Below are 25,489 nucleotides of genomic sequence, written 5' to 3'. Positions count from 1 at the left end.
TTATGCCTGGGGATCGGAATTTTGATACCAGGCTTTTTAGGGTTTGTTGCAAGGTGATGATTAGCGCCTTCTGTTACTTTCCAACCATTTGATTTAAGTATCCTGAGAATTTCTCTTTCTGTCAATTCGTTCACCTCTTATTTATATTATATACGTATTATTACGTGATGTCAATATGTTTTATGAAAAATATGCGTAATATTACGTAAAAATAGACGCACCGAAAAATATGACACCTATGATATTCTTCAGGTTAATGGGGATCATGTAGTAATTGGCGTTGGTAAGACAGTTACCGCCGCTGTCAGCAAAACCAACCTTCAGGCGGTGCAATACCGTGTTACTTGTTTGTTACTAAAGATAAGGGGAAAAGGGAAGATATTCCAGAGTCGAAGGAAAAACTTTATAATTAACAGTGCAGTGTTTTACTGTGTAATTTCTGTGTAACTTTACATGATTTTTATTGATGTTTTTGCATCTTTTTGCACCCTAAAATCAGAAAATAAAAACCGCCTAAATCAGCATAAACAGCGGATTTAAGCGGTATTATCGGTGCTTTATATTGCACCTTAGTTTGGCGGAGATGAAGGGATTTGAACCCTTGCGCCAGTTTCCCGACCTACTCCCTTAGCAGGGGAGCCCCTTCACCAACTTGGGTACATCTCCATGGTGAATAAAAAATAACAGTATTTAAATCTGCGTCACAGATAGAACAGAGGAGAAGAATATTGGCGGAGAGGGTGGGATTCGAACCCACGGCCCTCTCGGGTCACTGGTTTTCAAGACCAGCTCCTTAAACCGCTCGGACACCTCTCCGTGCAATAAAATATGCGGTAGTGACCCAAAGGAACACGCAACACATATCCAACGTGACGCAGATTATAATACCACAATTACCGTTTTAAGTCAATAGTTTTTCCCTTTCCAACCAAGGATGCGTACGGAATTGAGTACGGCAATGATGCTTACGCCAACATCGGCGAATACCGCCATCCACATCTGGGCGAGTCCCATAGCGCCCAAGAGTAAAACAACAACCTTTACAATTAAAGCAAAGGCAATATTAAATCTGGCAACTCCCATGGTTTTTTTGGAAATATGGATAGCGTCTACCAAAGAAAGCAGTCGGTCAGAAACCAAAACCACATCTGCCGCTTCAATAGCGGCGTCCGTACCAAAGCCCATGGCCACACCGATATCCGCGCCTGCGAGAACAGGAGCGTCGTTGATACCATCCCCAGTAAATAGGGTTACTTTATGACGGGACTTCAGTTCTTTCATGCGGCTGACCTTGTCCTGAGGAAGCAGTCCCGCAAAAAAGCGGTCCACCCCTGCCTGCTTGGAAATTTTCTGCGCGTTAGCTTCATTGTCTCCGGTAAGCATTACCGTTTCCTCAACTCCAGCCTGTTTAAGACCTTTGAGGGTAGCGGGAGCATCCTCCCGCAGGCTGTCAGAAATCTCAACACCGCCTGCAGCAATTCCGTCGATCGCCAGACAAACCGGCAGATTATCCAGCGCTTGGATATCCACATTATTTTCTTCCAACAAGCGGCGGGATCCACAAAGTATAGTTTTGCCATCCATTACCATCTCTATACCTTTTCCGCTGATTTCGCTGTAATCGGAAATCTGCGGATGAAAATCCTGCTGCTGATGAGCGGCAATAGCCTGGGCAATGGGATGATTAGACATGCTTTCCGCCGCCGCGGCAACCTGGAGGACTTCTTTTTCGCTGTAACCGCCGACGCTCTGCACTCTGGTTACAGACAATTTTCCAGTAGTCAGCGTACCGGTTTTATCAAATACGGCACAGTCAGCTTTGGAAAGAAGCTCCATATATTTGGAACCTTTGACGATAACACCTTTTTTAGAACAGCCGCCGATACCTGCAAAGAAAGACAGAGGAATAGAAATGACCAAAGCGCAGGGGCAGCTAGCTACTAAAAATACTAGGCAACGGGACAGCCACATTTCAAAACTACCCATTCCCAGAAGGGGAGGAAGAATAGCCAATGCTGCTGCCAATACCATAATAATAGGTGTATAAACTTTAGCAAAACGAGTAATAAAGTTTTCCGTTTTCCCTTTTTGCCCAGAGGATTCTTCCACTAAGGCGATCATCCTGTTGGCAAATGAACCGGAGAAATCACTGGTCGTCTTACAGATGAGCAGCCCTCCGCCGTTAATGGCAGAGGAGAGCAGCTGATCTCCTTCTTTTACATTGACCGGAATACTTTCCCCGGTCAGGGAGGATTGATCCACACTGGAGCTGCCGGAAAGTACCACACAGTCCAATGGAATACGTTCCCCTGGACGGATCTGGATAATACTATCTATCGGGACCTCCCGTGCGTCAACAGTGATAAAGCTACCGTCTTCCTGCTGTAAATTGGCGTCGTCTGGACGGATAGAGGTGAGAGCCTCAATTTCACGTTTGCTTTTTTGTACAGCTCTCTCTTCCAGCATTTCACCCAGGCGGAAAAGGATTGTCACGATCGCCGCTTCAAAATATTCGCCAATACACACAGAGGCGACCACAGCGATGGTTAACAAAAGCAATTCATTGAAATTCAACCGGAACAAGCTCTTTACTCCCTGAATAAATAGAGGAAATCCTGCCACCAGCAGGGAGGCCACCATCAGCCAAGGAGAAAATACTTCCACTGCCGGAAGGAAAGAAACAGCCAGCAGTACGGCAGAAATTCCAAGCGCTGTCAAATCCTTGGCGCTGCCGGCGGAATGTTGGTGACCGCATCCATCCCCGCAGCTACAGTCGCTGCAGCTGCAGTGGTCATGGGGGTGACCTTCTTGAGCGGAGTGCTCATGCTTGTGCTCGCAGGAGCAATGCTCATGTACCTCATGGGAGTGCTCAGACTCACAGGAGCAAGATTTGTGATTATGCTCCTGTCCCCCACAGTGACAAAGAATATCTTTTTTATGTTCATTCATCGTTTTCATCCTCTTCTTTTACATGTTCCAGCCCGGCGTTAATAATAGAGGACACATGCATGTCATCCAGGGAATAATAAGCGCCTTTTCCCGATCGGCGGCATTTCACCAACCGATAGGCTTTTAAAAGCCGAAGCTGATGAGAAACGGTAGACTGACTGGCGCCCACTAGTTGCGCAATATCGCAAACACATAATTCCCCTGCACTCAGAGCGGCGAGTATTTTAATTCGGGTGTTATCCCCAAAAATCTTAAAAATTTGAGCAAGTTCCGTAAGCTCATCCTCCGTAGGGATAATATGACTTACGGTATCCAACTGTTCTTGATTATGGATATGGTTTCCATTACAGATAGGAGTATTATTCATAAGGATGTCCTCCGTTTCATATATTAACACATGAACAATTGTTCATGTGTTAATGTTATAATACATCAATTTCTTCCGAAAGTCAATAGAAAATAACAATATCATTGGCGAAAAACCGCCAATGATATTGTTAGACAAAGACAAAATTTTATTTATTTTTTCTTATGGGAAGTAAATTTCTTCTTTTTTCTCACTGAATAACCAAAGGAGCCCATCCGCTTGCCCAGTTCAAAATATTCTCCGTGGGCATAGGCGAGCAGTCCGGCTGCAGAAAGATGGAGCTTGCCGTTTTCGTCGATTAGATCCTCTTCCACATCCACCGCTACAATTTCTGCTAAAAACATCTCATGGCTTCCCAAAAGGAAACTTTCTTTTACCACACACTCCAGCGCCAAAGGACATTCCTTAAGGATAGGGGCCGAGATGTTAGAAGCGGGAATGGGAGTAAGTCCGCACTCCTTAAATTTATCTACTGTTTTTCCGGAACGTACTCCGCAAAAATCCGCCGCCTTTACCAGAGCTGCGGTAGTAAGATTAACAGCGAACTGTCCGCTTTGCTTAATCAAAGGGTAGGAATGCCGGCAGGGGCGCACAGATATATAGGTCATAGCGGGATCGGAATTGACAATTCCCGTCCAGGCGACCGTAAGCACATTAGGGGCCTGCATACTGCCGCAGGTCACTAGCGCAGGGGGAACAGGGGCCAGGAGAGTGCCGGGATTCCATGCGATTTTACTCATGTTTCTAGTTCAGCCACCTTTATTCTTGGTCATTTAGGATATTATAACTGATTTTACATTTTGTGACAAGCAATTCTCTTGCTTAAAATGGGGGAAACGTTTATAATGTCGTTATATTAAAGATTGATTATTTTGGTATTCACTGACAGCTTCCTTTTCCGTCGCATGGGCGGCAGGGGAAAGGAAACGATTATGGGAGAAAGATATGAAAAGACTATTAATTTTTACAATGGCGCTGCTAATGGTATTCGTCTGTGTGTCCTGCAATAAAGCGCCTGCGGCGGATCCACAGCCGGAGGGTCTCCAGAGCGGCCAGGAAGAGAAGATTCCTTTAAGTGCGTCGGTGTCGTCCCAGATGGAGCAGATTACTCCGGAGGATCGGCTGATGCGGGACTATGTGTCCGTCTACGAAAAGTATCTCCAAGGATTTAATTTCAGCCCTGACAGCGGGGGAATTGGCATGGTGCTTGCGGACTATGCCTTTGGCTATTTAAACTATGTGGGAGATGCGGGCAACTGCGCTGTTTATAAGGAAGGCGACACCATCTCTCATTATACAGTTTCAGCCAAGGAAGCGTTGGATATCTGCGAGATGTTTTTCGATCCTGCTTTATTTAGGGACGGGCTGGCGGATTTAAATTATCCTGTGGATTTTGAGCCGGCCGCTCCAGTAGAGCTGGAGCTTTTGGAGTATGAAACGCTGGAGAATGATATCATTGAATTATTAGTGGGACGTACTTTGGAAGGTCGGGAGCTGCTCCCTGTAAAATATACTTTCCAGGAATATCGTGTGGAGGGGGATCCCGCGGCGATATTTAAAGGCAGACTTACAAAAGGCGAGGTTATCTATCGGTTTGTATCGGTGCAAGACCAGCCGATGCAGCAAACAGACGAGGGAGAAACGATAGTTATTACCCGCCCTAGCCAACTGGCGGAGCTTGCTAAAATTGTAAATTCCGGCGATTGGAAATATCAAAATATCCGCTATGAGCTGGGGGCGGATATTGATATGGAAGGAATCGAGTTTACCCCCATTGGCACATATATCCGCACCGATCGGCGAGATCCTGCTTATACGGGATTTAACGGGGTATTTGACGGGATGGGATATACTATTTCCAATTTAAGCTTTGAGCATGGAATGGGAAGTGTTGGCTTCTTTGCTGTGGTGGGCCGCTATGGGGAGGTAAAAAATCTTACCGTAACCAATTCCTTGTTCGTCAGCGAAGAGGAACTCAGTTTGGAAAATTCCCAATACAGCGCTGCCGGTGGGATCGCCGGACAAGTGTTAGGCGGAACGCTGGACAACTGTGTATTTGAAGGGGATGTCAGCGGTATTGGCCAGGTAGGAGGAATCGCAGGAAGCATCAGTGAAGGCTCCACTGTACAGAACTGCCGCTTTGCCGGGACAGTAACCGGTAATCATGCAGTAGGAGGATTGATCGGCGCTACCGCCCAAAGCAATGTAGTGGGATGCACCGCCCAGGGCGAGGTCAATGCAGTAACGGTTGCCGGCGCTTCCACACCCAAGGAAATCGGCGGTTTTATCGGGTCTAATAACAATACTTATGTAGAACGGGGCATTGCTTCTGTCGCGGTTTTGACACAAGCCTCCTGCGAATGGATCGGAAGCTTTATGGGATATAATTATGGCGATATTATCAGCTGTTTTTATAACCAGGATATTGCTGGAGAATGGAAAGAGATCGACGCGCCTTATATGGGAGCGGAATATACAGTGAATTTGACCGGCTTGTCCCAGCCGGAGTTTGACGAGCTGGGCAGCGACAGTTTACAGTAATAAAAGGGGGAATTATGGGAACTATGGACGTCTCTTTTGGGGGAGGAATGAACCTTTTGTTTACATTGATCCCCATTTTAGTCATTTTCGTATTTTTCTTTGTTTTTGGTACCATCCTGGTCCATGGAATAAAGGGCGCCAAACAATGGAGACGAAATAATGCGTCTCCTGTATTGACTGTACAAGCACAGGTGGTAACCAAACGTGCGGATACATCTTATCATACTCATCATCACTCAACTTCGGATAACGCGGCGATGAATTATCATAGCAGCAGTACGAGGTATTATGTTACCTTTGAGGTGGAAAGCGGCGACCGGTTGGAATTTGAGGTTCCTTCTTCCGAATATGGAATGTTGGTGGAGGGAGACCGGGGCGGATTAACGTTTCAAGGGACAAGATATCAGGGATTTGAGAGAATAAGGGGATAGTAACTTGGGTTATAAGGTATTGGCGCTAGATATTGACGGGACGCTTTATAATGATAAAAAAGAGATTACTCCAAGGGTCAAAAAAGCGATCCAGGCAGCGCAGGAACGGGGAACGATCATCGTTTTATCCTCTGGGCGGCCTAAACCAGGGATGGTAAAAGCGGTCCAAGAGCTGGATTTGGAAAATACAGGCGGCTATGTGCTTACCTGCAACGGCGGTCAGGTGTCTCACTGCAAAACAGGGGAGACGGTCTTTGAAAAGGCGATTTCCTCCGATTGTATTAAAGAGATTTATAACTTCGCGAAACTTTATGGACTTCCTCTGATGACGCATGAGGGAAATTGCGTCGTCACAGAATATGATCTGGACCCATATATCCGCTTTGAGGCGGCGGTAAATGGTATTCCTGTACGAAAGATTGATAATTTTAAGGAATATATCAAATTTCCAGTTATTAAATGTATTGCTACCGGGGACGGAGATCTGTTGGGGAAATTGGAGCCTATCGCCCAGGCGCAGCTTGGAGATAGGCTGAGTATTTTTCGCTCGGAGTCTTTCTTTTTAGAATTTATGGCGGGCGAGGTAACCAAGGCGTATGGCCTGAAAAAGCTGCTGGAGCATTTGGGGCTTTCGGTAAGTCAGCTGGTTGCCTGCGGTGATAGTTTTAATGATATTTCCATGATCTCCTATGCGGGGCTGGGAGTAGCGATGGCCAATGCTAATGGGCAGGTGCAGGCGGCGGCGGATTATGTTACTCTGTCCAATGAGGAAGATGGGGTAGCCCATGTCATCGAAAAATTCTTTTTAAAGTAAAAAAACGGGTACAGCCGCCGGCCGTACCCGTTTTTATAAAAGGAGGCTATTTTTCTTCGTACCGGGAGACAATATGCCGGTATTTTTTCAGTGTATTTTCACACACAGCGTTTACCTTATCAAAATCCATAGCGGAAATATAATACTCTTCCAGCTTATCATGGCAGTCTTTCGCATCTGCCAGGAGCTTTGCGGCCTGTTGCAGCATCTGACGGGCCGCTTTTTTATTAAATGAAATTCGTTTGCGTTTGCTTTTTAACTGTTCTTGATCGGTAAATCGGCGGGAATGGATTACCTTATAAGGTTCAATATCCGGCTGATGATAATCGTTGGCGGTCATAAAGCCCACGCGAAGTTCTGGAACAAAGATATGTTCAATCTTTTCAAAGGGAGCAAGAGGACAGTAACAGGTAATAATATCATAGCCATTGGCCAACGCCTGCCCCCTTAAAGTGGAAAGCAGCAGCCGGGAAGAAGCTCCGTAAACATCGTCAATGAGATAAATTCGATCACATAAGTTTTTGGCCGTATCATCAAACATACAAAATCCTTTGTTGGTGATAGCGGAAAGAAAACGAATGTTTTCTTTTCCGGCTGTTCCATGTTTTACCTTGAATTCGCTCAGTCCGATCCGGGTAGCGGCTTTTACGGTTTTTGCACAGGAGGTAGCTTCCAAGGCGATTCGGTAGGTATCCGATTGCAAGCTGGCGGCAGCGGTGAGAAATCGGCAGCAGTGCTCATGGAAACGGCTGCATTTGGAGGCGAGAGAGATGATCTCCTCCCGATGCTCAAAAAGTTCATGTTCGTCCCAGCATCCGGATAAATCCACCAGTTGTTCAAATGCACCGGGATATTTCGGTTCGATTACATGGGAGTGGAGGACATAAACACAAAAACTTTTTACAAAATCTTAACAGGAGAGGCAGGTTTTCTAAGCCTATGTTAATTGAGAATATGATAAACTAATTTTAAAGATAGATACACTTTATGGAAATTATGCGGTTGTATCAGAAGCGTATGGTTTCGTTTGAATATACTTTCCCTTTGCCAAAAGAATTTTGGTCCGTTTGCCCGACGAGCTAATATTGGCTTTTTATGAGCTGAGAAATGCGTTCGCAGAAAATCCGTGTGTTTGCTGCCAGGGGGAGAAGCGCTTTATCAATATACGGTTTCCAAGATAGATTTGTGCGTTGCAATTGAAACGCCTGCGTTAGAGCATTGCGATTTTCTGGAAGAAGCTTTAAAACAGACGGGCCATCACAACGGGTACCGCTGTATACACAAAATCTTTCTCTCCTATGCCAAGGAACATGGATTATCCCAGGGGGATAACGGTGTCCATTTTCTTTAAATACACCCAGGGTAAAACCTTTGGTGTATTTGGAGAACCTGCTGTAAATATCTTGGAAGTCAACCTTGCCTTGGATGGAATTTTAAAATAATACAAACGGCGCTTCCCGGCAGTTTGCTGGGAGGCGCCTCTTTACACGGTCCAATATATATGAATATTTTGGGTTTGACTGATCGGATCTTTTTCCTCCACCTCCACCCGATCAATCAGCTTAGCCGCCAGTTCCCGTGTAAGCGAAGGCTGGGACAGCCAGGTTAAAAGAGTTTGTTCTTTGTGCCGAAGAGGAGGGGCGTTTTTATAGCTTTCCACTAAAGCCGACAGCCTCAGGGACAAGGTTTTTTCCTCTTGCTCATATTGCTCTTTTAAATACAAGAATTCTTCCTGGCTGAGAACGCCTGATGACTTATCAAGATAAATTTCTCCAAGAGCCTTTTGATATCGTTTTTGCCGTGACTGTATCTGCGATATTTCCTGAGAGATATCCTCCTTGCTTCCCCTTTTTAGATATTCCTCCACAGTGAGCGGATGGTAATATTCTTCCAGCAAATTTCGTATGCGGTCCTCCACTGCTTGCTCCAGCTGCTCCAGGCGAATGGAATGACTGGAACAGCGATCAGCGTTCAAACTGTGTTGGCGGCAGCGCAGATAGCTGCGCCGGTGACCTTTGTATACACAGGAGGATTTTACCATCACACTGCTGCATCCGGCGCATATTACCTTTCCAGATAAAGGAGAAAGGCTGCCGGAAATCCCTGTGCGGGTACGAGTGTTAAGAAGGTCTTGGACCTGATCAAAAACCTCCCGGGGAATGACGGCTTCCTGGGCGTGGGGGACGATAATCCAATCTTCTTTTGGCAGTGTAAGCAGAACGGGCGATTTATAGCTTGCCTTTTTGCGGCGGCCTTGGATAAGGTCGCCGGTATACATTTGTTCCCGAAGAATACGTCCTACGGTAGTGCGGTTCCAGCGTTCGGTTTTTGGGCAGGAGCCATTAACATAATTCCATCCCTTAGATTGTTTATATTTTGTAGGATTGGGAATTCCCTGCTCGTTAAGCAAGGCGGCAATTTTCTGTTTCCCCAATCCTTGAAGGCAAAGCTCATAAATCCGTTTGACAATCTGCGCCGCGGGGGGATCTATGATCAGATGATTTTTATTTTTAGGGTCCTTTTGATATCCATAGATAGGGAAACTGCCGATATACTGTCCGCTTTTGCGTTTCATATCAAAAACAGAGCGAATATTTTCTGACAGGTCCTCCAAATACCATTCATTGATCAATCCATTAATTTGACGGGCTTTTTTATTGCCGCGGAGCTGGGTGTCCGCGTGATCTACCACCGTAACAAATCGAATCCCCCATAGAGGAAACAACCCATGAATATATTTTTCCACCAGCTCCATATCCCGGGTAAAACGGGATTGGGTTTTACAGAGGATGACTTCAAAACACCCAGCTTTGGCGTCTCGGATAAGGTTGTTCCATTGGGGACGGGTCCGGTCAGCGCCTGAGTAATCCTCATCCCAGTAGATGTTATAAATATCCCAACCATGTTCTTTGGCATAGAGAGAGAGCAGCGTTTTTTGATTTTGGATACTTTCACTCTCCTGGAATTTTTCTTTGTCCTCTTTGCTTAGCCGGCAGTAAATCCCACAGGTCATGATGATTTTTCCTTTTTTTCCAGCAGGGAAGAAAGGTACTCGTCTATCATTTTTTGGAATGTTTCCCGGCGCAGCTCCAGTTGAGAAATGCGAAAAGTTTCTGTGACAACAAGTGCGGTCTTTTTCATAAAAGGTCACCTCGCTTTATTTTTATGCGAAGGACAAACCAAAGAATACCGGCGAAGGATTTTATATACTTAAATAAAAGGAATAGATGATTTCACCAAATGGAAATTGAATTATCGAGCTATTTAACTAATCTTTTTTCGGGGTATTGCAAATTTTGATAGAATGCATTACAATAAAGTTATTAATATTTATGAAAAGTTATGATAATTTATTTCATAAGGAGAAATCATATGGCCAAAAAAGTCACGTTGAATGATATTGCACTGGCAACAAACCTATCCAAATACGCTGTTTCCAGAGCGATTTCGGGAAAACCGGGGATCAGCGCGGAAACCCGCGCAAGGGTATTGGAGGCCTGCAAACAGCTTGGATATATAAAGTCCCCCTCCAAGGATAACGATAAATATATTCTTATGCTGATGCCGGAAAGCGACCTAAACGACGCAACCTTTTGGATGCGGGTATTGCAAGGGACAGAAAGCGCCGCGACAGAAAAAGGGTACGCTCTTCATGTGAAGGTAATAAAAGACGATGAGGATCCCATGCTGCTGGGAGAGGTGGACAAAGCGGCGGGGATACTTTATGCTGGACATAAAAGCGTTGGCTGCGCCAGAAAATTTTTGCGTACAGGTCGGCCGGGGCTTTTGATGACATATCCGCCGGAAAGCTTGTTTGAGATGGACGTTATCCATACAGGAGACCGGGAGGCGGGAGTAGCCTTGTGCAGTCAGTTGCTTCAGTGGGGGCACAGCAGAATTGCCTTTTATGGCACTACTCAGCGTCCATCCACCCTCAATCGGCTCAAAGGAGTTCAGGATGCGCTAAAGGCTTATGATATGGGTCTAAGCCATCTTTGGAACGATGAAAAGTATCTCCAGCAGACGGTGATGATGGAGGAGCTGGCCTCTTTGCATAAGTCCGGGAAACTTCCCACAGCGATTCTGTGTTCCTATGAAAGCCTGGCCCAATCGATGGTATTTATGATTAATACTTTGCAGCTGTCGGTTCCCGAAGATATTTCCGTCGCGGCGTTTAACTTGGAGCTGGATGGAGATTCTCCGATTCCCTTAACTGGGGCGGGACTTAGTAAACAGGAATATGGGCGGCTGGCGGTAGATTGTCTGTGCGATCGTGTGGAAAACCAAAATCTTCCAATCCGCAGGCTGACGATACTTCCCAAGCTTTTGCTCAAAGGGACAGCGTGCCTGGTGAAAACGAAAGAATAAATACTCTATTGATTAAAAAAGCCGCAGACATTTTGTCCGCGGCTTTTTTAATCACTGTGAAATTTAAACATAAAATTATCATAATTTTTTGATAATAGTTTAATAATAAATTATTGACTTTTAAAAAAAATCCTGCTATTGTATAAACAAAGCTAGTTTTATTTCTATCAAAATCAAAAAATAAAATTACATACAAAACAAATAGTATGATAATTTTATGAATTAGTTTTGATAATACTTTTGTGATTATACCAAACATGTTTCGGTAAAAATAATAATGGAGGCGCTTTATGAACAAAGAAGTTGATCTGAAAAAGGCACCTAGGTACTGCGGTATTTCAACGTTTATGAATCAGCCGTATACCAAAGATGTGACCGGAGCGGATGTGGCGGTCATTGGAATACCTTTTGAAATGGGCACCGCGCCGGGAAACATTTTCGCTCCGAAAGAAATCCGGCATGTTTCCTGGCTTTTGCGGTCCACAAGTCCCTTACATATGGTGGATATTTGGAAAGAACTGAATATTGTGGATTACGGAGATATGACGGTATTTACCGGGGACTGGGAACAAAGCTTTCCTCTGATCGAAAAAGAGCTGGAAGCGATTTTAGAAAAAGGGGTTGTCCCCATCTGCATGGGCGGATGCCACTCTGTGACCTATCCTCAGCTTAGGGCCTATCACAAGTTTTATCCGGACATCGCTCTCATTCAGTTGGATGCCCATACGGACACCCACGACGTTTATTTTGGGAAACAGAAGTATACCAGCGGCAGTGTAGTGCGCCGGGCAATTGAGGATGGGTTGGTAGATCCGCAAAGCTCCATTCAAGTAGGTATTCGGGGGACTATGTATTCTCCAGGGGACATTAAGCAGTCTCAGGACCTGGGAATTGAGGTTGTTACTACCGACGAAGTAGCAGAAATGGGAGTGGCAAAAACGGTGGAGAAAATCCGGCGCCGGGTAGGAAATAAAAAAGTGTTCCTCACCTTTGACATGGATGTAGTGGATCCGGCTTTTGCCCCGGGAACCGCCCGGGCGGAGCCCGGCGGAATTACCTCTCGGGAAGTGCTGGGTATTCTAAAGGGGCTGGCAGGGCTGGAATTTATCGGATTTGATACGGCGGAGATCAACCCAAGCCATGACTGCGCTAATCTAACCACCATTTTAGGCGCAAATATTATTTTTGAATTTATGGCGCTTATCGCCATGTACAAAAAACAGAAAAACTAAGAATACATGACACAGATATGCTGATAAGGAGGAGAATATGAAAAAGATAATCGCAATGATGTTATGTCTGGCAGTACTTATTTCCCTGGGAGCCTGCGGCTCCGCGCAGACCCAGCCCCAAGACAGTTCAGACGGAACTGACAGCGCAAGCGTGGGAAAAGAAATCTTGATCGTAGGTATTCCCGATACGCCGCCTACGGTAGACCATTCCAATGGTTCCGGTATGGTTGCCCAGTATATGATCATCGATAATGTGATGGATTACGGCGCCCAGTGGCCGCTGGTGCAATCCCAGCAGCCCGATATGGACTTCGTATCCGTTCCCGACTTCAGCGATCCAAAGGCGTTAGTTCCGCAGCTGTTTGAGAAATGGGAGGTCTCCGAAGACAATCAGACAGCAACTTATACCATTAAAAAAGGAATTAAAAGCGCGTATGGAAATGAGCTTACCACCAAAGATATTCAGTGGAAATACGAGCGGCATGTGGCTTTAGGAGCCGTAGGAAATTTCTTTATGACCGTGACGGACGTTATCGGAGCGGACGGTCAGGTGGATTTTGAGATTGTAGACGACTATACTTTTAAAACCCATTCGGTAGGTCCTAACGCTTTGCATGAATATATCATGACAAGCATGTACGACACTGTATGGGATAGTACGGAAGCCCAAAAACACGCTACAGAAGACGATCCGTGGGCCACCGAGTGGATTTCCAAAAACGGCGGCGGATTTGGAGCTTACTATATTACCGACTGGGTTGCGGGACAGCAGATCACGATGGAAGCAAATCCCAATTATTTTTTAGGGGTTCCGTCCATTAAGAAGGTTATTTTCAAAGTAATCCCAGAAAGCGCCAACCGTGTGGCGATGCTTAAGCGGGGAGAGATTGATATTGCTACTGAACTTTCCGCCAAGGAGATAGACAGCCTGAAAAGTGAAAGCGGCGTAAAGGTAGTGGATATCCCGGCTAACACCAATGAATTTTTAGTATTAAACGAGAAGCTGGTTCCCCAGTTTGCAGATCAGAAGGTACGCCAGGCGATCAACTATGCGATCCCAAAGGACGAGATTGTGGAAACGGCGTATTATGGGCAGGCAAAAGCCTGGGATGCGGTATTTACCACAGTAGTTCCGGGAGCTCTCTCCCAGGAGCAATGGATGTACAGCTACGATTTGGACAAAGCGAAAGCCTTGATGGAAGAAGCCGGCTATGGAGAGGGATTTGACGTAGAGCTTTACTATTCTGCCGGGTGGCCCGCCCATGAAACTATCGCCATTAAAATGCAGGAAAGCCTGGCGAAAATCGGGATTAATGTCTCCTTAAGAAAAACTCCCACCGGTTCATTTGATACCCTGGTGCGTTCTTACGAAGCTCCGTTTGCAATTTTACACGAATATCCCGCGCTGCCCAACGGTATTTTTAATATGTCGCTTTATTATCTGAGCACAGATGCCGGTGGAGCGTATGGCGCGTTTGGTTTCTACGACAGCGAAAAAGCGGATGGGCTTTTAATCGATGGTATCCGCACGCCATTTGAGCAGCAACAGGAAATGTCTGAACAGGCGCAAAAGACCTTGATGGAAGAAGCGCCTATGGGGTGGGTGGTAGAATCAAATTATACCTGCGCCATCAGAGATAACCTGGAAGGGTTTAACTGGAACTTTGGGCAAGGAACCCGGTTCCATTTGATGAATATCAAAGGCTAATTTGTTCCGGGGACCGGAAGATAAAATTCCGGTCCCTTTTTTCCCAAGAGAAAACTGGGTGATTGGATATTTTGCCCGCAAAAGAAGGTGCTGTATGAAAGTTATAAAGTATCTGGGGAAAAGGCTGCTGTATATCATTCCACAGCTGTTCGGTGTAGTTGTGATCGCTTTTTTTGCTGTACGAAAGATTCCGGGAGATCCGGCTAGAATTATGGCCGGAGCGCTGGTGGATGAAGCGGGCGTGGAGCAGATACGAGAGCGTATAGGATTGAGCGGGACCTTGTTCGAACAGTTTAAAACCTATTTTGGCAACCTGCTCCATGGTGATTTCGGAAACTCCTGGGTTACTGGAAATCCAGTGATTGAGGATATTAAGGCGCGGCTACCGGCTACTTTGCAGCTGGTGATATTGGCGTTGATTATCAGTTTGTTTGTTATGGTTCCATTAGGATTAAAATCCATTACCTCCGCCAAAGGCCCTGGAGGGAAAATAATTAAAAAGACCCTATCTGGTTATGGGATGGCGGCTGGCGCTTTTCCAGATTTCTGGCTGGCGCTTATTTTAATCTTTGTGTTTTATGTAAAATTAGGTATTGCCCCTTCGCCGACAGGACAAATTGACCTGGCCCTTTCTTTGCCTGCGCAGATTACAGGGTTTAGTTTGATAGACAGCCTGATTATAGGGGATATTCCAGCGTTTATGTCGATTTTATCCAGGCACATTATTCCGGTGTTTGTTTTGGCGTTCGTATACGGCGGCGGCATTTTAAAAGTAGCGCTGACCTCGGCCACATCGACGCAAAAATCGGAGTTTATAAACTATGCCAAAATAAATGGGGTAAAGTCAAATTACTTACAGAAATATATTTCCAAGGCGTCCAGGCCGTCAGTAGCTACTTTTACGGCGGTAAATTTTGGATATATGCTGGGAGGGACGGCCTTGGTGGAATCGGTATTTAGCTGGGGCGGATTTGGACAATACGCAATTCAGTCGGTGGTCAATTCGGATTTTACAGCAATCCAAGGGGTGGTCCTGATTTCCGCGGTCTTAAATCTTGTGGTATATATGCTGGTTGATATTATTTATATGTATATTGACCCGCGTATTACAGAAATCGGCTAGACGGTGGAAAGAAAGGTGTTATTATGAAAGAGAAAATAAAGAACAGCTATCTGTTCCTTTTTTTAAAAACCAGGCCGCTTCAGACGGCGGGACTGATTATTACCATCTTTTCCATTTTAATGGTACTCTTCGGCTCTTACCTTATTCCTAATTCCCCTACTACAGGAATCTCCGGAGAACAGCTTTTGCCTCCTTGCGCAAAGTACCCTTTTGGGACGGATGTTAACGGAATGTGTGTATTTTCCCGGACAATAGCTGCTTATAGGACAGATCTGTCTATTGTAGTGGCGGGAGCGCTTTTAGCTTTGGGAGTTGGTTTTCCCATAGGGGTGTTTGCCGGTTATTTTGACGGCAAAAAAGGAGTATGCGGCGTGCTAAGCACGATCATACTGCGCGTTATGGATGTAATGCAGGCGTTCCCGATCTTTGTATTGGGTTTACTGCTGGTGGCGATTTTCGGGCCGAGCACCAGAAATTTAATTTTACTTATTGGCATTGCCAATCTGCCGGGGAACCTACGGTTAGCCCGCTCGGAAGTGATGACGCTGAGAGAAAAAAGTTTTGTGGAGGCTGCCAGAACAGCGGGAAACTCGGAGGTACGCATTGCGTTTTTGCATGTAGCTCCTAATGCGTTGGCTCCGGTAATCGCTTTGCTTTCCGTAGTAATGGGGTTTGGTATTCTTTTAATCGCGGGACTGAGCTTTGTAGGCGCCGGAGTAAGGGTACCCACGCCGGAATGGGGGTCTATGATCGCTTCCGGCGGGCTTACTATGATTACAGGACAATGGTGGCCGTCGGTGTTTCCCGGGCTGTTTATGGCTGTTACCGTATTTGGATTTTCCATGGTAGGCGATATTATTACCGCATTGATCGATCCATTGGAACGGGTGGTATTTGAGAGCTCCCGGGTAGCAGGCCAGAAAGGGTAAATAAAGATGAGCTATCTGTTGGGAATTGATATTGGAACGACGAATGTAAAAGCGGTGCTGTTCGATAAAAAAGGGGCGGAGATTGGGGTCGCAGACCAGGCGTATCCCACCTCCCATCCCCATCCGGGATGGGCGCATCAGCAGCCGGAAGATTGGTATCAGGGAGTCGTTGGCGCGATAAAACATCTTTTAGATCGAACGGGGATATTGCCGGAAGAAATTATGTGCGCCGGATTTTCCGGGCATATACGCACAATCGCCTTTTTAGACGAAAAATTTGAGGCGGTATACCCTGGAATTGTTTGGTCGGATACTCGTTCAGCGGAGATTGCGCAAAAGCTCAACGAAGAGATGGAAGATTTTCTAGTGAAGATTACTGGAAACCGAGCGGCCACCAACTATTCGCTGCCGCCGATTTTGTGGATGCGGGAAAATCATCCGGAAATTTTTAAAAAGACCAAGTATTTTTGCACCCCTAAGGATTACGTCCTTTGGAAGCTGACGGGAAATTTCGTAAGCGATCCTTCAAATCAGTCGGGGTCCTTGCTGCTGGATATTGACAGCAAACAATTTTCTTTGCCCCTTTTGGAGCGGATGGGTTTAAAAATTGACAGTCTGCCCCGGCTGAAACGCTCTGTTGATATCGCTGGATATGTCACCTCCCAGGCGGCTCTAGAAACCGGGCTGAAAGAACGCCTGCCCATTATTATAGGCGGCGGAGACAACGACTGCGCCGCTATTGGCGCGGGCGCTTACGCGCCGGGGGTGGTATCCGTTTCTTTAGGAACGGCGGGGATTGTTTTGACTCTTTTGGAACGTCCGGACCGGCGGGTAGCGCAAAGCTTGGATATGTTTGCTCATGTAATCCCTGAAGGCTGGTATACCATGGGGATGGTGAAGGCGGCGGGTTTTGCTATGGGATGGCTGAAGGATCGGCTGGCCGGAGAAGGATATGAAGTTTTTCCGCAGGGAAAAGTGCCTTCCATGGGAGAGTGGATACAAGCAATGGAGCAGGGGATGGGAGAATTTTCTCCCGGAAGCGACGGGCTTTTTTGCTTTCCTTATTATCAGGGAAGGGGAAATCCCCGCAAAGACCCCCAGGCCAAAGGCGTTTTTTGGGGACTTACTTCCAGTCATACCAACCGGCACTTGATGCAGGCCAGTATGGAAGGGGTAGGATACTGTATAAAAGAATGTATCCAAGCGATAGAGGAGTTCTCTTCGGTGGAAGAGATTGTCTGCTGCGGAGGCGGCAGCTCCAGCAAGCTTTGGATGCAGATTATTGCGGATATCTTAGAAAAGCCTGTGTGGACGGGCGGAGGAGCGGAAAAAGGCGCTTTGGGAGCGGCGATACTCGCTTCGGTAGGCGCCGGACTGTATAGCAGCGTCCAGCAGGCCTGCAAAGTGATGACTCGCCATGACAGCAGATATCTGCCCCGCAGAAAATACTGCCAGGCGTACGAAGAACTGTTCCAACAGTTTTGCGCTCTCTCGGATCTTTTCTGGAAATGAGAAAGGTCCGCAATTCTACAAAGGGGTAAGGTGAAGACCATGTCTGAAAAAACACCGGCGATTCAGGTGGAAGGCCTGACAGTGAAAGCCGGGGAGAAATATCTATTAAAAGATATTGGCTTTGAGTTATATTCCGGCGACGTATTGGGACTGATCGGCGAAACCGGCTCCGGAAAGACCGTGCTTATTGACGCTATCGGCAGAAATACCGCCCCGGGACTTTCCATGAAAGCGGATAAACTGTGCTGCTTTATTGACGGAAAAGAAACGGATTTGCTGCAAAAGAAAGAGGAAGAACTGGCGGCTACTGTTTGGGGAAAAAAGATGACCTTTATCCTGTCCAACGCCAGGAGTCGCTTTAGCCCGATTATGACAGTGGGAGAGCAGTTTATCAATATTTTAAAATCCAATCAAGATATGACGGACAAACAAGCGGCGCAAAAGGTACAGGAGATGTTTTCTCTGGTACAGATGCCTGATCCGAAGCAAAATATGAACAACTATCCCCATGAGCTTAGCGGGGGGATGATCCAGCGGGTGGAGATTGCGATTGCGTTAGCCATGTCGCCTAAGTTTCTTTTAGCGGATGAACCTACGATGGGTTTAGATGTAACAGTACAGCGGCAAATTTTAGATTTAATGGATGGGCTGTTTAAGAAATCGAGCTCTTCAGTAATACTGGCGACCAGGGATTTGGGTATTGCTGCAAACTACTGCAATAAAGTCTTAGTGCTCTATAACGGAGAAATTGTAGAGTTTAGCGATGTGCACAGTTTCTTTGAAAACCCCCGCCATCCTTACAGCCGCTATCTTTTGGAGATTGCGTTTGTTTCCAATGATAAAGATCCAAAAGCAAAACAGCGGGTTTTCCGTTCGCAAAAAGATAAGGGGATGAACGGTTGCTTCTGTTCTGGATCATGTGAGAGAGCGCAGGAGGAATGTTTGACCAAGCATCCCCAAATTCATTTGTTTAGCGACGGCAGTTTTGTCCGCTGCGGCAGATATTAATACTGGGAGGATATCATGGATACTTTGAAGGTTGAAAATTTGCATAAACGGTTCCCGGTAAAAGGCGGCCACCATATTTTTGCGGTAAATGGAGTTAGTTTTTCTATCCGCCCGGGAGAAACTCTGGGTTTGGTAGGAGAAAGCGGCTGTGGGAAATCTACTGTAGGGCGGATGATCGTACGTTTGACCCAGCCAAACGAAGGAGAACTGCTTTTTGAGGGCCAAAATCTGAGCCATGTGAAAAAAAAGGATGACAGGCGCCTGCGCCGGGAAATTCAAATGGTATTTCAAGATCCTTATGGTTCCCTCAATCCCAGAAAAAAAGTACAGGATATTATCGCGGAACCTATGCGTTTGAGCGGGGAGAAGAACAAAGAGTTTCTAAAAGAAAAGGTCGTCTCAATTTTAAAAATGGTAGAACTGAATGAAGGATATTTAGATAAGTATCCTATCCAGCTGACTCAGGGGGAGCAGCAGCGGATTGGGGTGGCGCGGGCGTTTGTTACCGACCCTAAGCTGGTAGTATTGGATGAACCCACTTCGCTTTTGGATATCCGGTTTCGTGGGGAGATTGTTCTTTTGCTTAAAAAACTTCAGCAGGAAACGGGATGTTCTTATCTGTTTATCTCCCATGACTTAAATATTGTGTACCAGCTCAGCCACCGGGTAGCGGTGATGTATCTGGGAAGAATTGTAGAAGAAGGGGAAGCGGAACAGGTATTTCGAAATCCGCTGCATCCATATACCAAAGCGCTTCTCAGCGCTACGCTGCTGCCTGACCCAAAGCAGCAGCGACAGGAATTTTTCCTAAAAGGGGAAGTTCCCAGCCCTTTGGACCTTTCGGACAGCCAGTGCAATTTTTCGGCCAGGTGTCCGTTTGCTAGCGAGCAGTGTAAAAACTGCCTGCCTGGGCCGGTGACAATGGAGTCGGGGCATAAGGTCAGTTGCTTTTTATTTCATGAGGAGCTTGTAAAAACCGCAGGGTAAACACCATATAACAAGGCGCCGTTTTGTATTTGCAAAACGGCGCCTTGTTTGTGTGATTATGTTACCCAGCCATGGGGCGAGGTACCATCTGCAATAGAGGTTTTAATATCTTTGGCGATAACCCCATCTAAGGAGTTCACATCGGAAGAGCAATGGATCAGTTCAACCGGACAATCCTGTTGGGTGAGGTATTCGGCTACTTTTTTCATTAATGAGGATTTTCCCGTCCCCGGACCGCCTTTTATAACAAAGCAGCGCCAGGCGTCGTCACAGTCGGCCAACTGGTCAAAACGGGAAACAAATCCCTGAGGAGTGTTGGCGCCCAAAAAGAAGCGAAGGCATTTATCGCAGTTATTCATAAGTTTTCCTCCCAATTTAGTGTTATTCTATGGTATTCCCAAAGAGAATTTTTTGTGAAACGAGAAAAACACTTTAAAATGTGGGAAAATCGTCAAATATAAAGGGAGTGTAGAAAAATAAAAAAGGCAAAAATGAAAATGATGGCAGGGCGGTAAATAAATTATAAATATTTCCCATATTTTATAGCGGAAAGCTGGATTTTTTTTTACTTTTGTGATATGATCAATCTGCTTACGGTTTTTTCACTTTACTTGGTTAAAAATATATCACAAACCTAGAATTAATGGGAGTTTAACGGTAGAAAAACGGATGGAGCAAGCGAACGGGAAAGTGAAAAATCGACAAAATTTGCGGCAGTGCAACTTTTTATAGAAAAAAGCCGCATCGGTGAACAGTTCATCGAAAAATTTATCCTTATGCCGGTGGCATAATACGATCTTTGAAGGTGGTGATTAGATGTCCATACTGGATTCCATCAAAACGGCAGAAGAAAAAGCGGCCCAGAAAAAAGCCGAAGCGGCCGCCCAAGGCAGGGAACAGGTGAAACAGGCGCAGAACGAAGCGGATACCGAGGCAAAGAGGATCGTTGAGGCTGCGCACAAGCAGGCGGAAAATACGGTGGCTATGGCAAAAAAAGCAGCGGCCGAGAAGATGGAAGCGATGCTTGCTCAGCAGGCCAAGCAGGATAAGGACGCCGCTGATGCGGCACAGGCAAAGATGAAGGAAGCGGTAGGATTTATTGTAGAAAGGATTGAGAGTAAATGATTGTTCCAATGAAAAAAGCGATCCTGTTTGCTCTTAAATCTGATCGGGACAGCCTTTTAATGGCTCTTCAGCAGTGCGGGGAAATGATGATTATCCCTGCGCAAAATGCCGGCGAGCCTTTTGGAAAAGACCAGGTGGAACAAGAGGTTCAGCGGGTGAAGGGAATGCTTGGCGTAATAAAACGCTACCAGGGCAAGCAAAGTCTTTTTGCTGTCCGACCGGAAGTGGATTATGCCCAGTTTCTAACGGAAAATCCGCAGACCAAGCAGCTGGAACAGGAAGTAGAGAACATCGCTTCCCAGCTTTCTTCCCAGCAGACTCAGGAAGCTGCTCTGCGTTCCCAGATGGAACAATATGCTCCCTGGCTTTTGTTAGACATTCCCGTGGATCAGCTTCGTCCTACGAAATATGCGGTGTTTCACACCGGTTACGGCGCAACATCGGCGCTGCAGGCAATTGAAGCTGCGGCTCAGGAAAACGGCGCCCATGTGCAGGTTTTAGGCAGCGGTTCTGAGGGCCAGGCGATCCTTCTTACCTGTCATCGCGATTATGAAGATGCAATGATGGACGCGGTAAAAGCCCAGGGGTTCACCCCGGCGGCGCTTCCTAATGTAGATGGGCTGATCAGCGATGCGTATAAGTCCTGTGAGGAAAAACTGTCTGAGATTTCCAAATCGGAGGAAACGCTGATCCAGCGCCTCAGCGAGCTTGCGAAGCGCAAGCAGGAATTGGAGATGCTGTATGACCAGTACAAGGTCAAAAGCGAGCGTATGTCTGTCAGCTTTACGGAAACCCAGGAGACTTTTTATCTGGAAGGATGGGTCCGCAGCGACCGGATGGATAAAGTGCAAAAGGCGGTAGCGAAGGTCACCGATGCTTATGATCTGACCTTTTATGATCCCCAGGAAGGGGAAAATCCGCCTACAGTCACAAAGAATAATCGCTTTATTTCCCAGTTTGAGACGATTACGGACATGTTTTCCCGTCCGGAACCAGGAGGGATTGATCCCAACCCGGTGATGGGACCTTGGTATTGGATTATCTTTGGTCTGATGATGGGGGACGCCGGATACGGTCTGATGATGCTGGTGCTTATCGGCGCGTTCATTAAGCTGAAAAAGCCCAGGGGAGAATTTGGAAAACTAGTAAACGTGTTGTTTCTTTCCAGCTTCACCACCATTCTCTGGGGCGTGTTGTTCGGAAGTTATTTCGGGGAAACCTGGCATCCGATTTTGTTTGTACCTTTGGATAACCCGGTACAAATGCTGGTGTTCTGTCTGGTTATCGGTGTGCTGCATATCTTCTCCGGTATGATACTGAAAATGTATGACGATATTCGTCAGGGACATTTTTGGGATGCGATTTTTGACCAGCTAAGCTGGATGGTGCTTATTACCGGTTTGGGGCTTTTGTTCCTGCCGGCGACTCAGAAAGCCGGCGCGGTGATGGCGATTGCAGGAGCTGTGGTTATCCTGTTTACCGCGGGGCGCAGCAACAAAAATATTTTCGGCAAGATGACCGGCGGGCTGCTGGGGCTGTACAACATCACCAGCTATATGAGCGATATTCTCTCCTATTCCCGTATTTTGGCACTGAGTCTGGCCACTGGCGTAGTAGGTATGGTTATGAACCTGCTGGCAGGGATGGTGCAGGGGTCCATTATAGGATTTATCTTGTCCCTTTTGATTTATATTGTAGGGCATGTGTTTAATCTGGCCATGGGGTTGCTTTCTGCCTATGTGCATGACAGCAGGCTCCAGTATATTGAATTCTTTAATAAATTTTATGATGGCGGCGGCACTCCGTTTGTCCCACTTTCTATTAATACGGAACACGTAGATGTGGTGTCGTCTCCGGCAGAAAAATAAACTGAAATTATTTTAAATTCAAGGAGGATAACTTATTATGACTACAGGTACTGTTATAGCAATTTGCGGAGCGGCTCTTTGTGCAACATTAGCTGGCATTGGTTCTGCCTGCGGGGTTCAGCTGGGCGGTAAAGCGGCCGCTGGCGTTGTTGCGGAAAACCCCAATATGTTTGGTAAACTTCTGGTACTTCAGGCGCTGCCCGGAACCCAGGGAATCTACGGCTTTTTGACTGCTATTATTATTATTGTACGTATGGGACTGTTGGGCGGAACTCCGGTAGAGGTGAGCGTTGCTCAGGGCTGGGCGCTGTTTGGCGCGGCGATGCCTATCGGAATTGTTGGATTATTGTCTGCGATTTATCAGGGAAAAACTGCGGTGGCTTCTATCCATATGACCGCGAAACAACCGGATTCCTCTGCAAAAGGTATCACAATGACCGCTATGGTTGAAACCTACGCGATCCTGGCGCTGCTGGTCTCTATCCTGCTGGTATTTGGTATTCAGCTGTAATGAGAAAAAGCAATAGTAACAGGAAAGGGAGGTTATAGCTGTGAGCGCAGAAAAGATACTCATGAAAATAGAGCAGGATGCGCAAAGTGAGGCGAAAGCGATCACGGACGCAGCTGCGCAGAAAGCGCAGGCGGTAAAAGCAGATATTTTGGCTCAGGCCAAAGCGCAGGCTCAGGCGATTGCCGACAAGGCGAGAGCCGACGCTGAGGAAGAAGAACGCCGCGCTATGCTAATCGCCAATTTGGAAGCGCGCAAAAACAGCTTGGCCAGCAAACGTGCGGTTCTTGACCAGGCGTTTGCCTTAGCCGCCAAAGAGCTGAAAAAGTTGGATGATGAAAGCTGGACACGGCTGATTACCCGCATTGTAGTGGAAGCGGCCGAAACCGGTACGGAAACCCTGCGGGTTCCCGCGGCGGATATGGAAAAATATCAGGGAAACTTTCTTTCCCGTTTGAAAGCGGAGTTCGGCGGCGAAGGCTCCATGTTGGACGAGTTGAACATTGCGTTGGAAAAAACGGGGAAAATGGGCCTGTTAAAACTGGATAAAACGCCGGCAGATTTTGACGGCGGAGTGCTGTTGATCGGCGAAAAAAGCGATGTCAACGGTTCGTTTGACGTGCTTCTGCGAGCGGTAAGAGAACAGTATGAGCGTGAGGTTTCCGCTATTTTATTCGGCCAGGAGGTGTAGGGATATGTCGGAAAAAAGCTATCCCTATGCAGTCAGCCGTATTAAAGTGCTGGAAACCAAGATGATCGACCGCGCCCGTTGGAACCGGCTTATTGAAGCGGATGAAAAGGAAGCGTTGAAAATCCTTATGGAAAGCGGCTACGGAGCCGGCGCGGGAGCGGATTTAGAACAGCTGATCAAGGCGGAGCTGGGGACGGTACGAGGCGTTATCGCTGAGATTACCCCGGAAGAAGCATATACCGATTTATTTTTGCTTCCCACGGACGCCCACAACTTGAAAGCGTTGTTAAAAGCCCGTTTGCTGGGAGTAAAAGCACAAGATGTTTTGATGGAGGGCGGCTGTTTTTCTGTCGAACTGCTGGAAAAATGCGTGGAAAACAGGGATTATGATGCTCTGCCGCAGCCGTTGAGAGGCGCGATGGAGGAGATCGAGCTGAAACTGTATCAGACAGAGGATCCCCGCTTGTTGAGCGTTATGGTGGACAAGGCGATTTTCGCCTACCGGGCCGCCATCCTGAAAAAGAAACGGAGCAGTTTGATCAAAGAATACTTTACCGCCCAGATCGACTGGCTCAATGTGCTTACCGTTGCCAGAGCGCAGGTGTTGGGATGGGGAGCGAGCAAGGTGGCTCCTCTGCTGCTGGAAGGCGGAGAGATAGAACACCGAGATATTATCGAGGCGCTGGAGCTGCCTAGAGACCAGCTTTCCAAGCATCTGGGACGGGGCGTGTGCGCAAGAGCTATCGGCTTTGCGCTGGATGAATATGCAAAATCCGGCAGAACCCTGGATATTGAAAAAAGAATGGATTCCTCTCTGTTAGAAATTATCCGCCGGGAACAGGACGATTCCTTTGGAATTGGGCCGATTATCGGTTACCTGTTAAACCAGGAAGCACAGGCTAGAGCGTTAAGGGTGTTATTCGCCGCAAAAAGAGCGGGCACTCCGATTACCTTGTCTGAGCTTGTGGCGTAAGGGGAGGAGTTCAAGATGAATAATAATATTGCGATTGCGGCTGTGGGCGACCGGGATTCGGTGATGCTGTTTAATGCATTGGGAATCAAAGCGGTGTTTGTGGAGACTCCGGAACAAACCGAAAAAGCCATCCATAAACTTGCCCGTGAAGGCTGCGCAGTGATCTATATTACCGAACAAGCTGCAATTCAAGCGGAAGAAGCGATTGGACGTTATAAGACGCAGGCGTTTCCAGCGATTATTCCGATACCTAACCGTTTTGGAAGTAATGGATTTGGTATGAAAGGCGTAAAAGCCAACGTGGAAAAAGCGCTTGGCGCGGACATTTTGTTCGGGGAAGGAGAGTAAGGATAGA

Annotated in this window: 24 protein-coding genes, 2 tRNA genes and 1 pseudogene; 18 read left to right on the top strand and 9 right to left on the bottom strand. The window is 46.7% G+C overall.

What is annotated here, in order from left to right:
• Window positions 1-575: 575 nt before the first annotated feature.
• The 5 genes from H8705_RS13080 to H8705_RS13060 form a co-directional block, all read right to left on the bottom strand.
• Window positions 576-666 (bottom strand) — tRNA-Ser (locus tag H8705_RS13080).
• Between the two features lie 63 nt (window positions 667-729).
• Window positions 730-816: transfer RNA gene (locus H8705_RS13075), tRNA-Ser, on the bottom strand.
• Between the two features lie 90 nt (window positions 817-906).
• Complete coding sequence (locus H8705_RS13070) at window positions 907-2,949, bottom strand: heavy metal translocating P-type ATPase (RefSeq protein ID WP_262396232.1); 2,043 nt, start codon at window positions 2,947-2,949, stop codon at window positions 907-909.
• On the bottom strand, window positions 2,942-3,316 hold the full coding sequence (locus tag H8705_RS13065) for an ArsR/SmtB family transcription factor (protein WP_262396231.1): 375 nt from the start codon (window positions 3,314-3,316) through the stop codon (window positions 2,942-2,944). The genes H8705_RS13070 and H8705_RS13065 overlap by 8 nt, the downstream gene beginning before the upstream one ends.
• A 152-nt stretch (window positions 3,317-3,468) precedes the next feature.
• Window positions 3,469-4,056, bottom strand: coding sequence for a flavin reductase family protein (locus tag H8705_RS13060; RefSeq protein WP_262396230.1), 588 nt, complete (start codon window positions 4,054-4,056; stop codon window positions 3,469-3,471).
• Window positions 4,057-4,261: 205 nt separating this feature from the next.
• Here H8705_RS13060 and H8705_RS13055 point away from each other — a divergent pair, with 205 nt between their 5' ends.
• Genes H8705_RS13055 through H8705_RS13045 form a run of 3 tightly spaced genes read left to right on the top strand, consistent with a single transcriptional unit; the run spans window position 4,262 to window position 7,102 of the window.
• The gene (locus H8705_RS13055; RefSeq protein WP_262396229.1) at window positions 4,262-5,857 is read left to right on the top strand and encodes a GLUG motif-containing protein; all 1,596 of its coding nucleotides are present in this window, start codon (window positions 4,262-4,264) and stop codon (window positions 5,855-5,857) included.
• A gap of 14 nt (window positions 5,858-5,871) precedes the next feature.
• Window positions 5,872-6,288 carry a DUF2500 domain-containing protein gene (locus H8705_RS13050; protein ID WP_316248660.1) on the top strand — a complete coding sequence of 139 codons (417 nt, stop codon included), beginning with the start codon at window positions 5,872-5,874 and terminating at the stop codon, window positions 6,286-6,288.
• Window positions 6,289-6,292: 4 nt separating this feature from the next.
• A complete protein-coding gene (locus H8705_RS13045; RefSeq protein WP_262396228.1) occupies window positions 6,293-7,102 on the top strand; it encodes a Cof-type HAD-IIB family hydrolase in 810 nt (269 codons plus the stop codon).
• Between the two features lie 46 nt (window positions 7,103-7,148).
• Here H8705_RS13045 and H8705_RS13040 read toward each other — a convergent pair whose 3' ends face one another.
• Window positions 7,149-7,931 (bottom strand): hypothetical protein, encoded by a 783-nt coding sequence (locus H8705_RS13040; protein WP_262396227.1) that lies wholly within the window; start codon window positions 7,929-7,931, stop codon window positions 7,149-7,151.
• 508 nt (window positions 7,932-8,439) lie between these two features.
• On the opposite strand from H8705_RS13040, the pseudogene H8705_RS13035 reads away from it, so the two are divergent.
• Window positions 8,440-8,544 (top strand): annotated as a pseudogene (locus H8705_RS13035) (potassium-transporting ATPase subunit C); the annotation flags it as partial.
• Window positions 8,545-8,585: 41 nt separating this feature from the next.
• Here H8705_RS13035 and H8705_RS13030 read toward each other — a convergent pair.
• Entirely contained in the window at window positions 8,586-10,115 is a 1,530-nt protein-coding gene (locus H8705_RS13030) for a recombinase family protein (protein ID WP_262396226.1), read from the bottom strand.
• Complete coding sequence (locus H8705_RS13025; protein ID WP_262396225.1) at window positions 10,112-10,243, bottom strand: hypothetical protein; 132 nt, start codon at window positions 10,241-10,243, stop codon at window positions 10,112-10,114. Before H8705_RS13025 ends, H8705_RS13030 begins: the two co-directional genes overlap by 4 nt.
• A 231-nt stretch (window positions 10,244-10,474) precedes the next feature.
• Between H8705_RS13025 and H8705_RS13020 the strand changes: the two genes are divergently transcribed.
• From H8705_RS13020 to H8705_RS12985, 8 genes are all read left to right on the top strand, one after another.
• Window positions 10,475-11,470, top strand: coding sequence for a LacI family DNA-binding transcriptional regulator (locus H8705_RS13020; RefSeq protein WP_262396224.1), 996 nt, complete (start codon window positions 10,475-10,477; stop codon window positions 11,468-11,470).
• Window positions 11,471-11,760: 290 nt separating this feature from the next.
• The gene (gene speB / locus H8705_RS13015; RefSeq protein ID WP_262396223.1) at window positions 11,761-12,702 is read left to right on the top strand and encodes an agmatinase; all 942 of its coding nucleotides are present in this window, start codon (window positions 11,761-11,763) and stop codon (window positions 12,700-12,702) included.
• A gap of 37 nt (window positions 12,703-12,739) precedes the next feature.
• Window positions 12,740-14,410, top strand: coding sequence for an ABC transporter substrate-binding protein (locus H8705_RS13010; RefSeq protein WP_262396222.1), 1,671 nt, complete (start codon window positions 12,740-12,742; stop codon window positions 14,408-14,410).
• A gap of 94 nt (window positions 14,411-14,504) precedes the next feature.
• On the top strand, window positions 14,505-15,533 hold the full coding sequence (locus H8705_RS13005; RefSeq protein ID WP_262396221.1) for an ABC transporter permease: 1,029 nt from the start codon (window positions 14,505-14,507) through the stop codon (window positions 15,531-15,533).
• A gap of 23 nt (window positions 15,534-15,556) precedes the next feature.
• Window positions 15,557-16,462, top strand: a complete 906-nt coding sequence (locus tag H8705_RS13000; RefSeq protein ID WP_262396220.1) for an ABC transporter permease — start codon at window positions 15,557-15,559, stop codon at window positions 16,460-16,462.
• 6 nt (window positions 16,463-16,468) lie between these two features.
• The gene (gene xylB, locus H8705_RS12995) at window positions 16,469-17,974 is read left to right on the top strand and encodes a xylulokinase (protein ID WP_262396219.1); all 1,506 of its coding nucleotides are present in this window, start codon (window positions 16,469-16,471) and stop codon (window positions 17,972-17,974) included.
• A 39-nt stretch (window positions 17,975-18,013) separates the two neighbouring features.
• Window positions 18,014-18,982, top strand: coding sequence for an oligopeptide/dipeptide ABC transporter ATP-binding protein (locus tag H8705_RS12990; protein ID WP_262396218.1), 969 nt, complete (start codon window positions 18,014-18,016; stop codon window positions 18,980-18,982).
• Between the two features lie 15 nt (window positions 18,983-18,997).
• On the top strand, window positions 18,998-19,969 hold the full coding sequence (locus tag H8705_RS12985; protein ID WP_262396217.1) for an ABC transporter ATP-binding protein: 972 nt from the start codon (window positions 18,998-19,000) through the stop codon (window positions 19,967-19,969).
• Between the two features lie 56 nt (window positions 19,970-20,025).
• Here the strand turns inward: H8705_RS12985 and H8705_RS12980 are convergent, their stop codons facing one another.
• Window positions 20,026-20,328 carry an ATPase gene (locus H8705_RS12980; protein ID WP_262396216.1) on the bottom strand — a complete coding sequence of 101 codons (303 nt, stop codon included), beginning with the start codon at window positions 20,326-20,328 and terminating at the stop codon, window positions 20,026-20,028.
• A gap of 457 nt (window positions 20,329-20,785) precedes the next feature.
• On the opposite strand from H8705_RS12980, the gene H8705_RS12975 reads away from it, so the two are divergent.
• From H8705_RS12975 to H8705_RS12950, 6 genes are read left to right on the top strand one after another with little or no spacing between them, the layout of a single operon-like run.
• Window positions 20,786-21,094, top strand: a complete 309-nt coding sequence (locus tag H8705_RS12975) for a hypothetical protein (protein WP_262396215.1) — start codon at window positions 20,786-20,788, stop codon at window positions 21,092-21,094.
• Window positions 21,091-22,962, top strand: coding sequence for a V-type ATP synthase subunit I (locus H8705_RS12970; protein ID WP_262396214.1), 1,872 nt, complete (start codon window positions 21,091-21,093; stop codon window positions 22,960-22,962). Before H8705_RS12975 ends, H8705_RS12970 begins: the two co-directional genes overlap by 4 nt.
• A gap of 37 nt (window positions 22,963-22,999) precedes the next feature.
• A complete protein-coding gene (locus tag H8705_RS12965; protein WP_262396213.1) occupies window positions 23,000-23,473 on the top strand; it encodes a V-type ATP synthase subunit K in 474 nt (157 codons plus the stop codon).
• A gap of 40 nt (window positions 23,474-23,513) precedes the next feature.
• Window positions 23,514-24,161: a V-type ATP synthase subunit E gene (locus H8705_RS12960; RefSeq protein WP_262396212.1), complete on the top strand. Its 648-nt coding sequence runs from the start codon at window positions 23,514-23,516 to the stop codon at window positions 24,159-24,161.
• Window positions 24,162-24,165: 4 nt separating this feature from the next.
• Window positions 24,166-25,134: a V-type ATPase subunit gene (locus H8705_RS12955; protein ID WP_262396211.1), complete on the top strand. Its 969-nt coding sequence runs from the start codon at window positions 24,166-24,168 to the stop codon at window positions 25,132-25,134.
• A gap of 15 nt (window positions 25,135-25,149) precedes the next feature.
• Window positions 25,150-25,482: a V-type ATP synthase subunit F gene (locus tag H8705_RS12950; RefSeq protein ID WP_262396210.1), complete on the top strand. Its 333-nt coding sequence runs from the start codon at window positions 25,150-25,152 to the stop codon at window positions 25,480-25,482.
• Window positions 25,483-25,489: the final 7 nt, after the last annotated feature.

Source organism: Youxingia wuxianensis, from assembly GCF_014385085.1.
GTDB lineage: Bacteria > Bacillota > Clostridia > Oscillospirales > Ruminococcaceae > Youxingia > Youxingia wuxianensis.
Note: the sequence above shows the minus strand (reverse complement) of the source record. Positions and strands in the feature narration are given on the sequence as shown.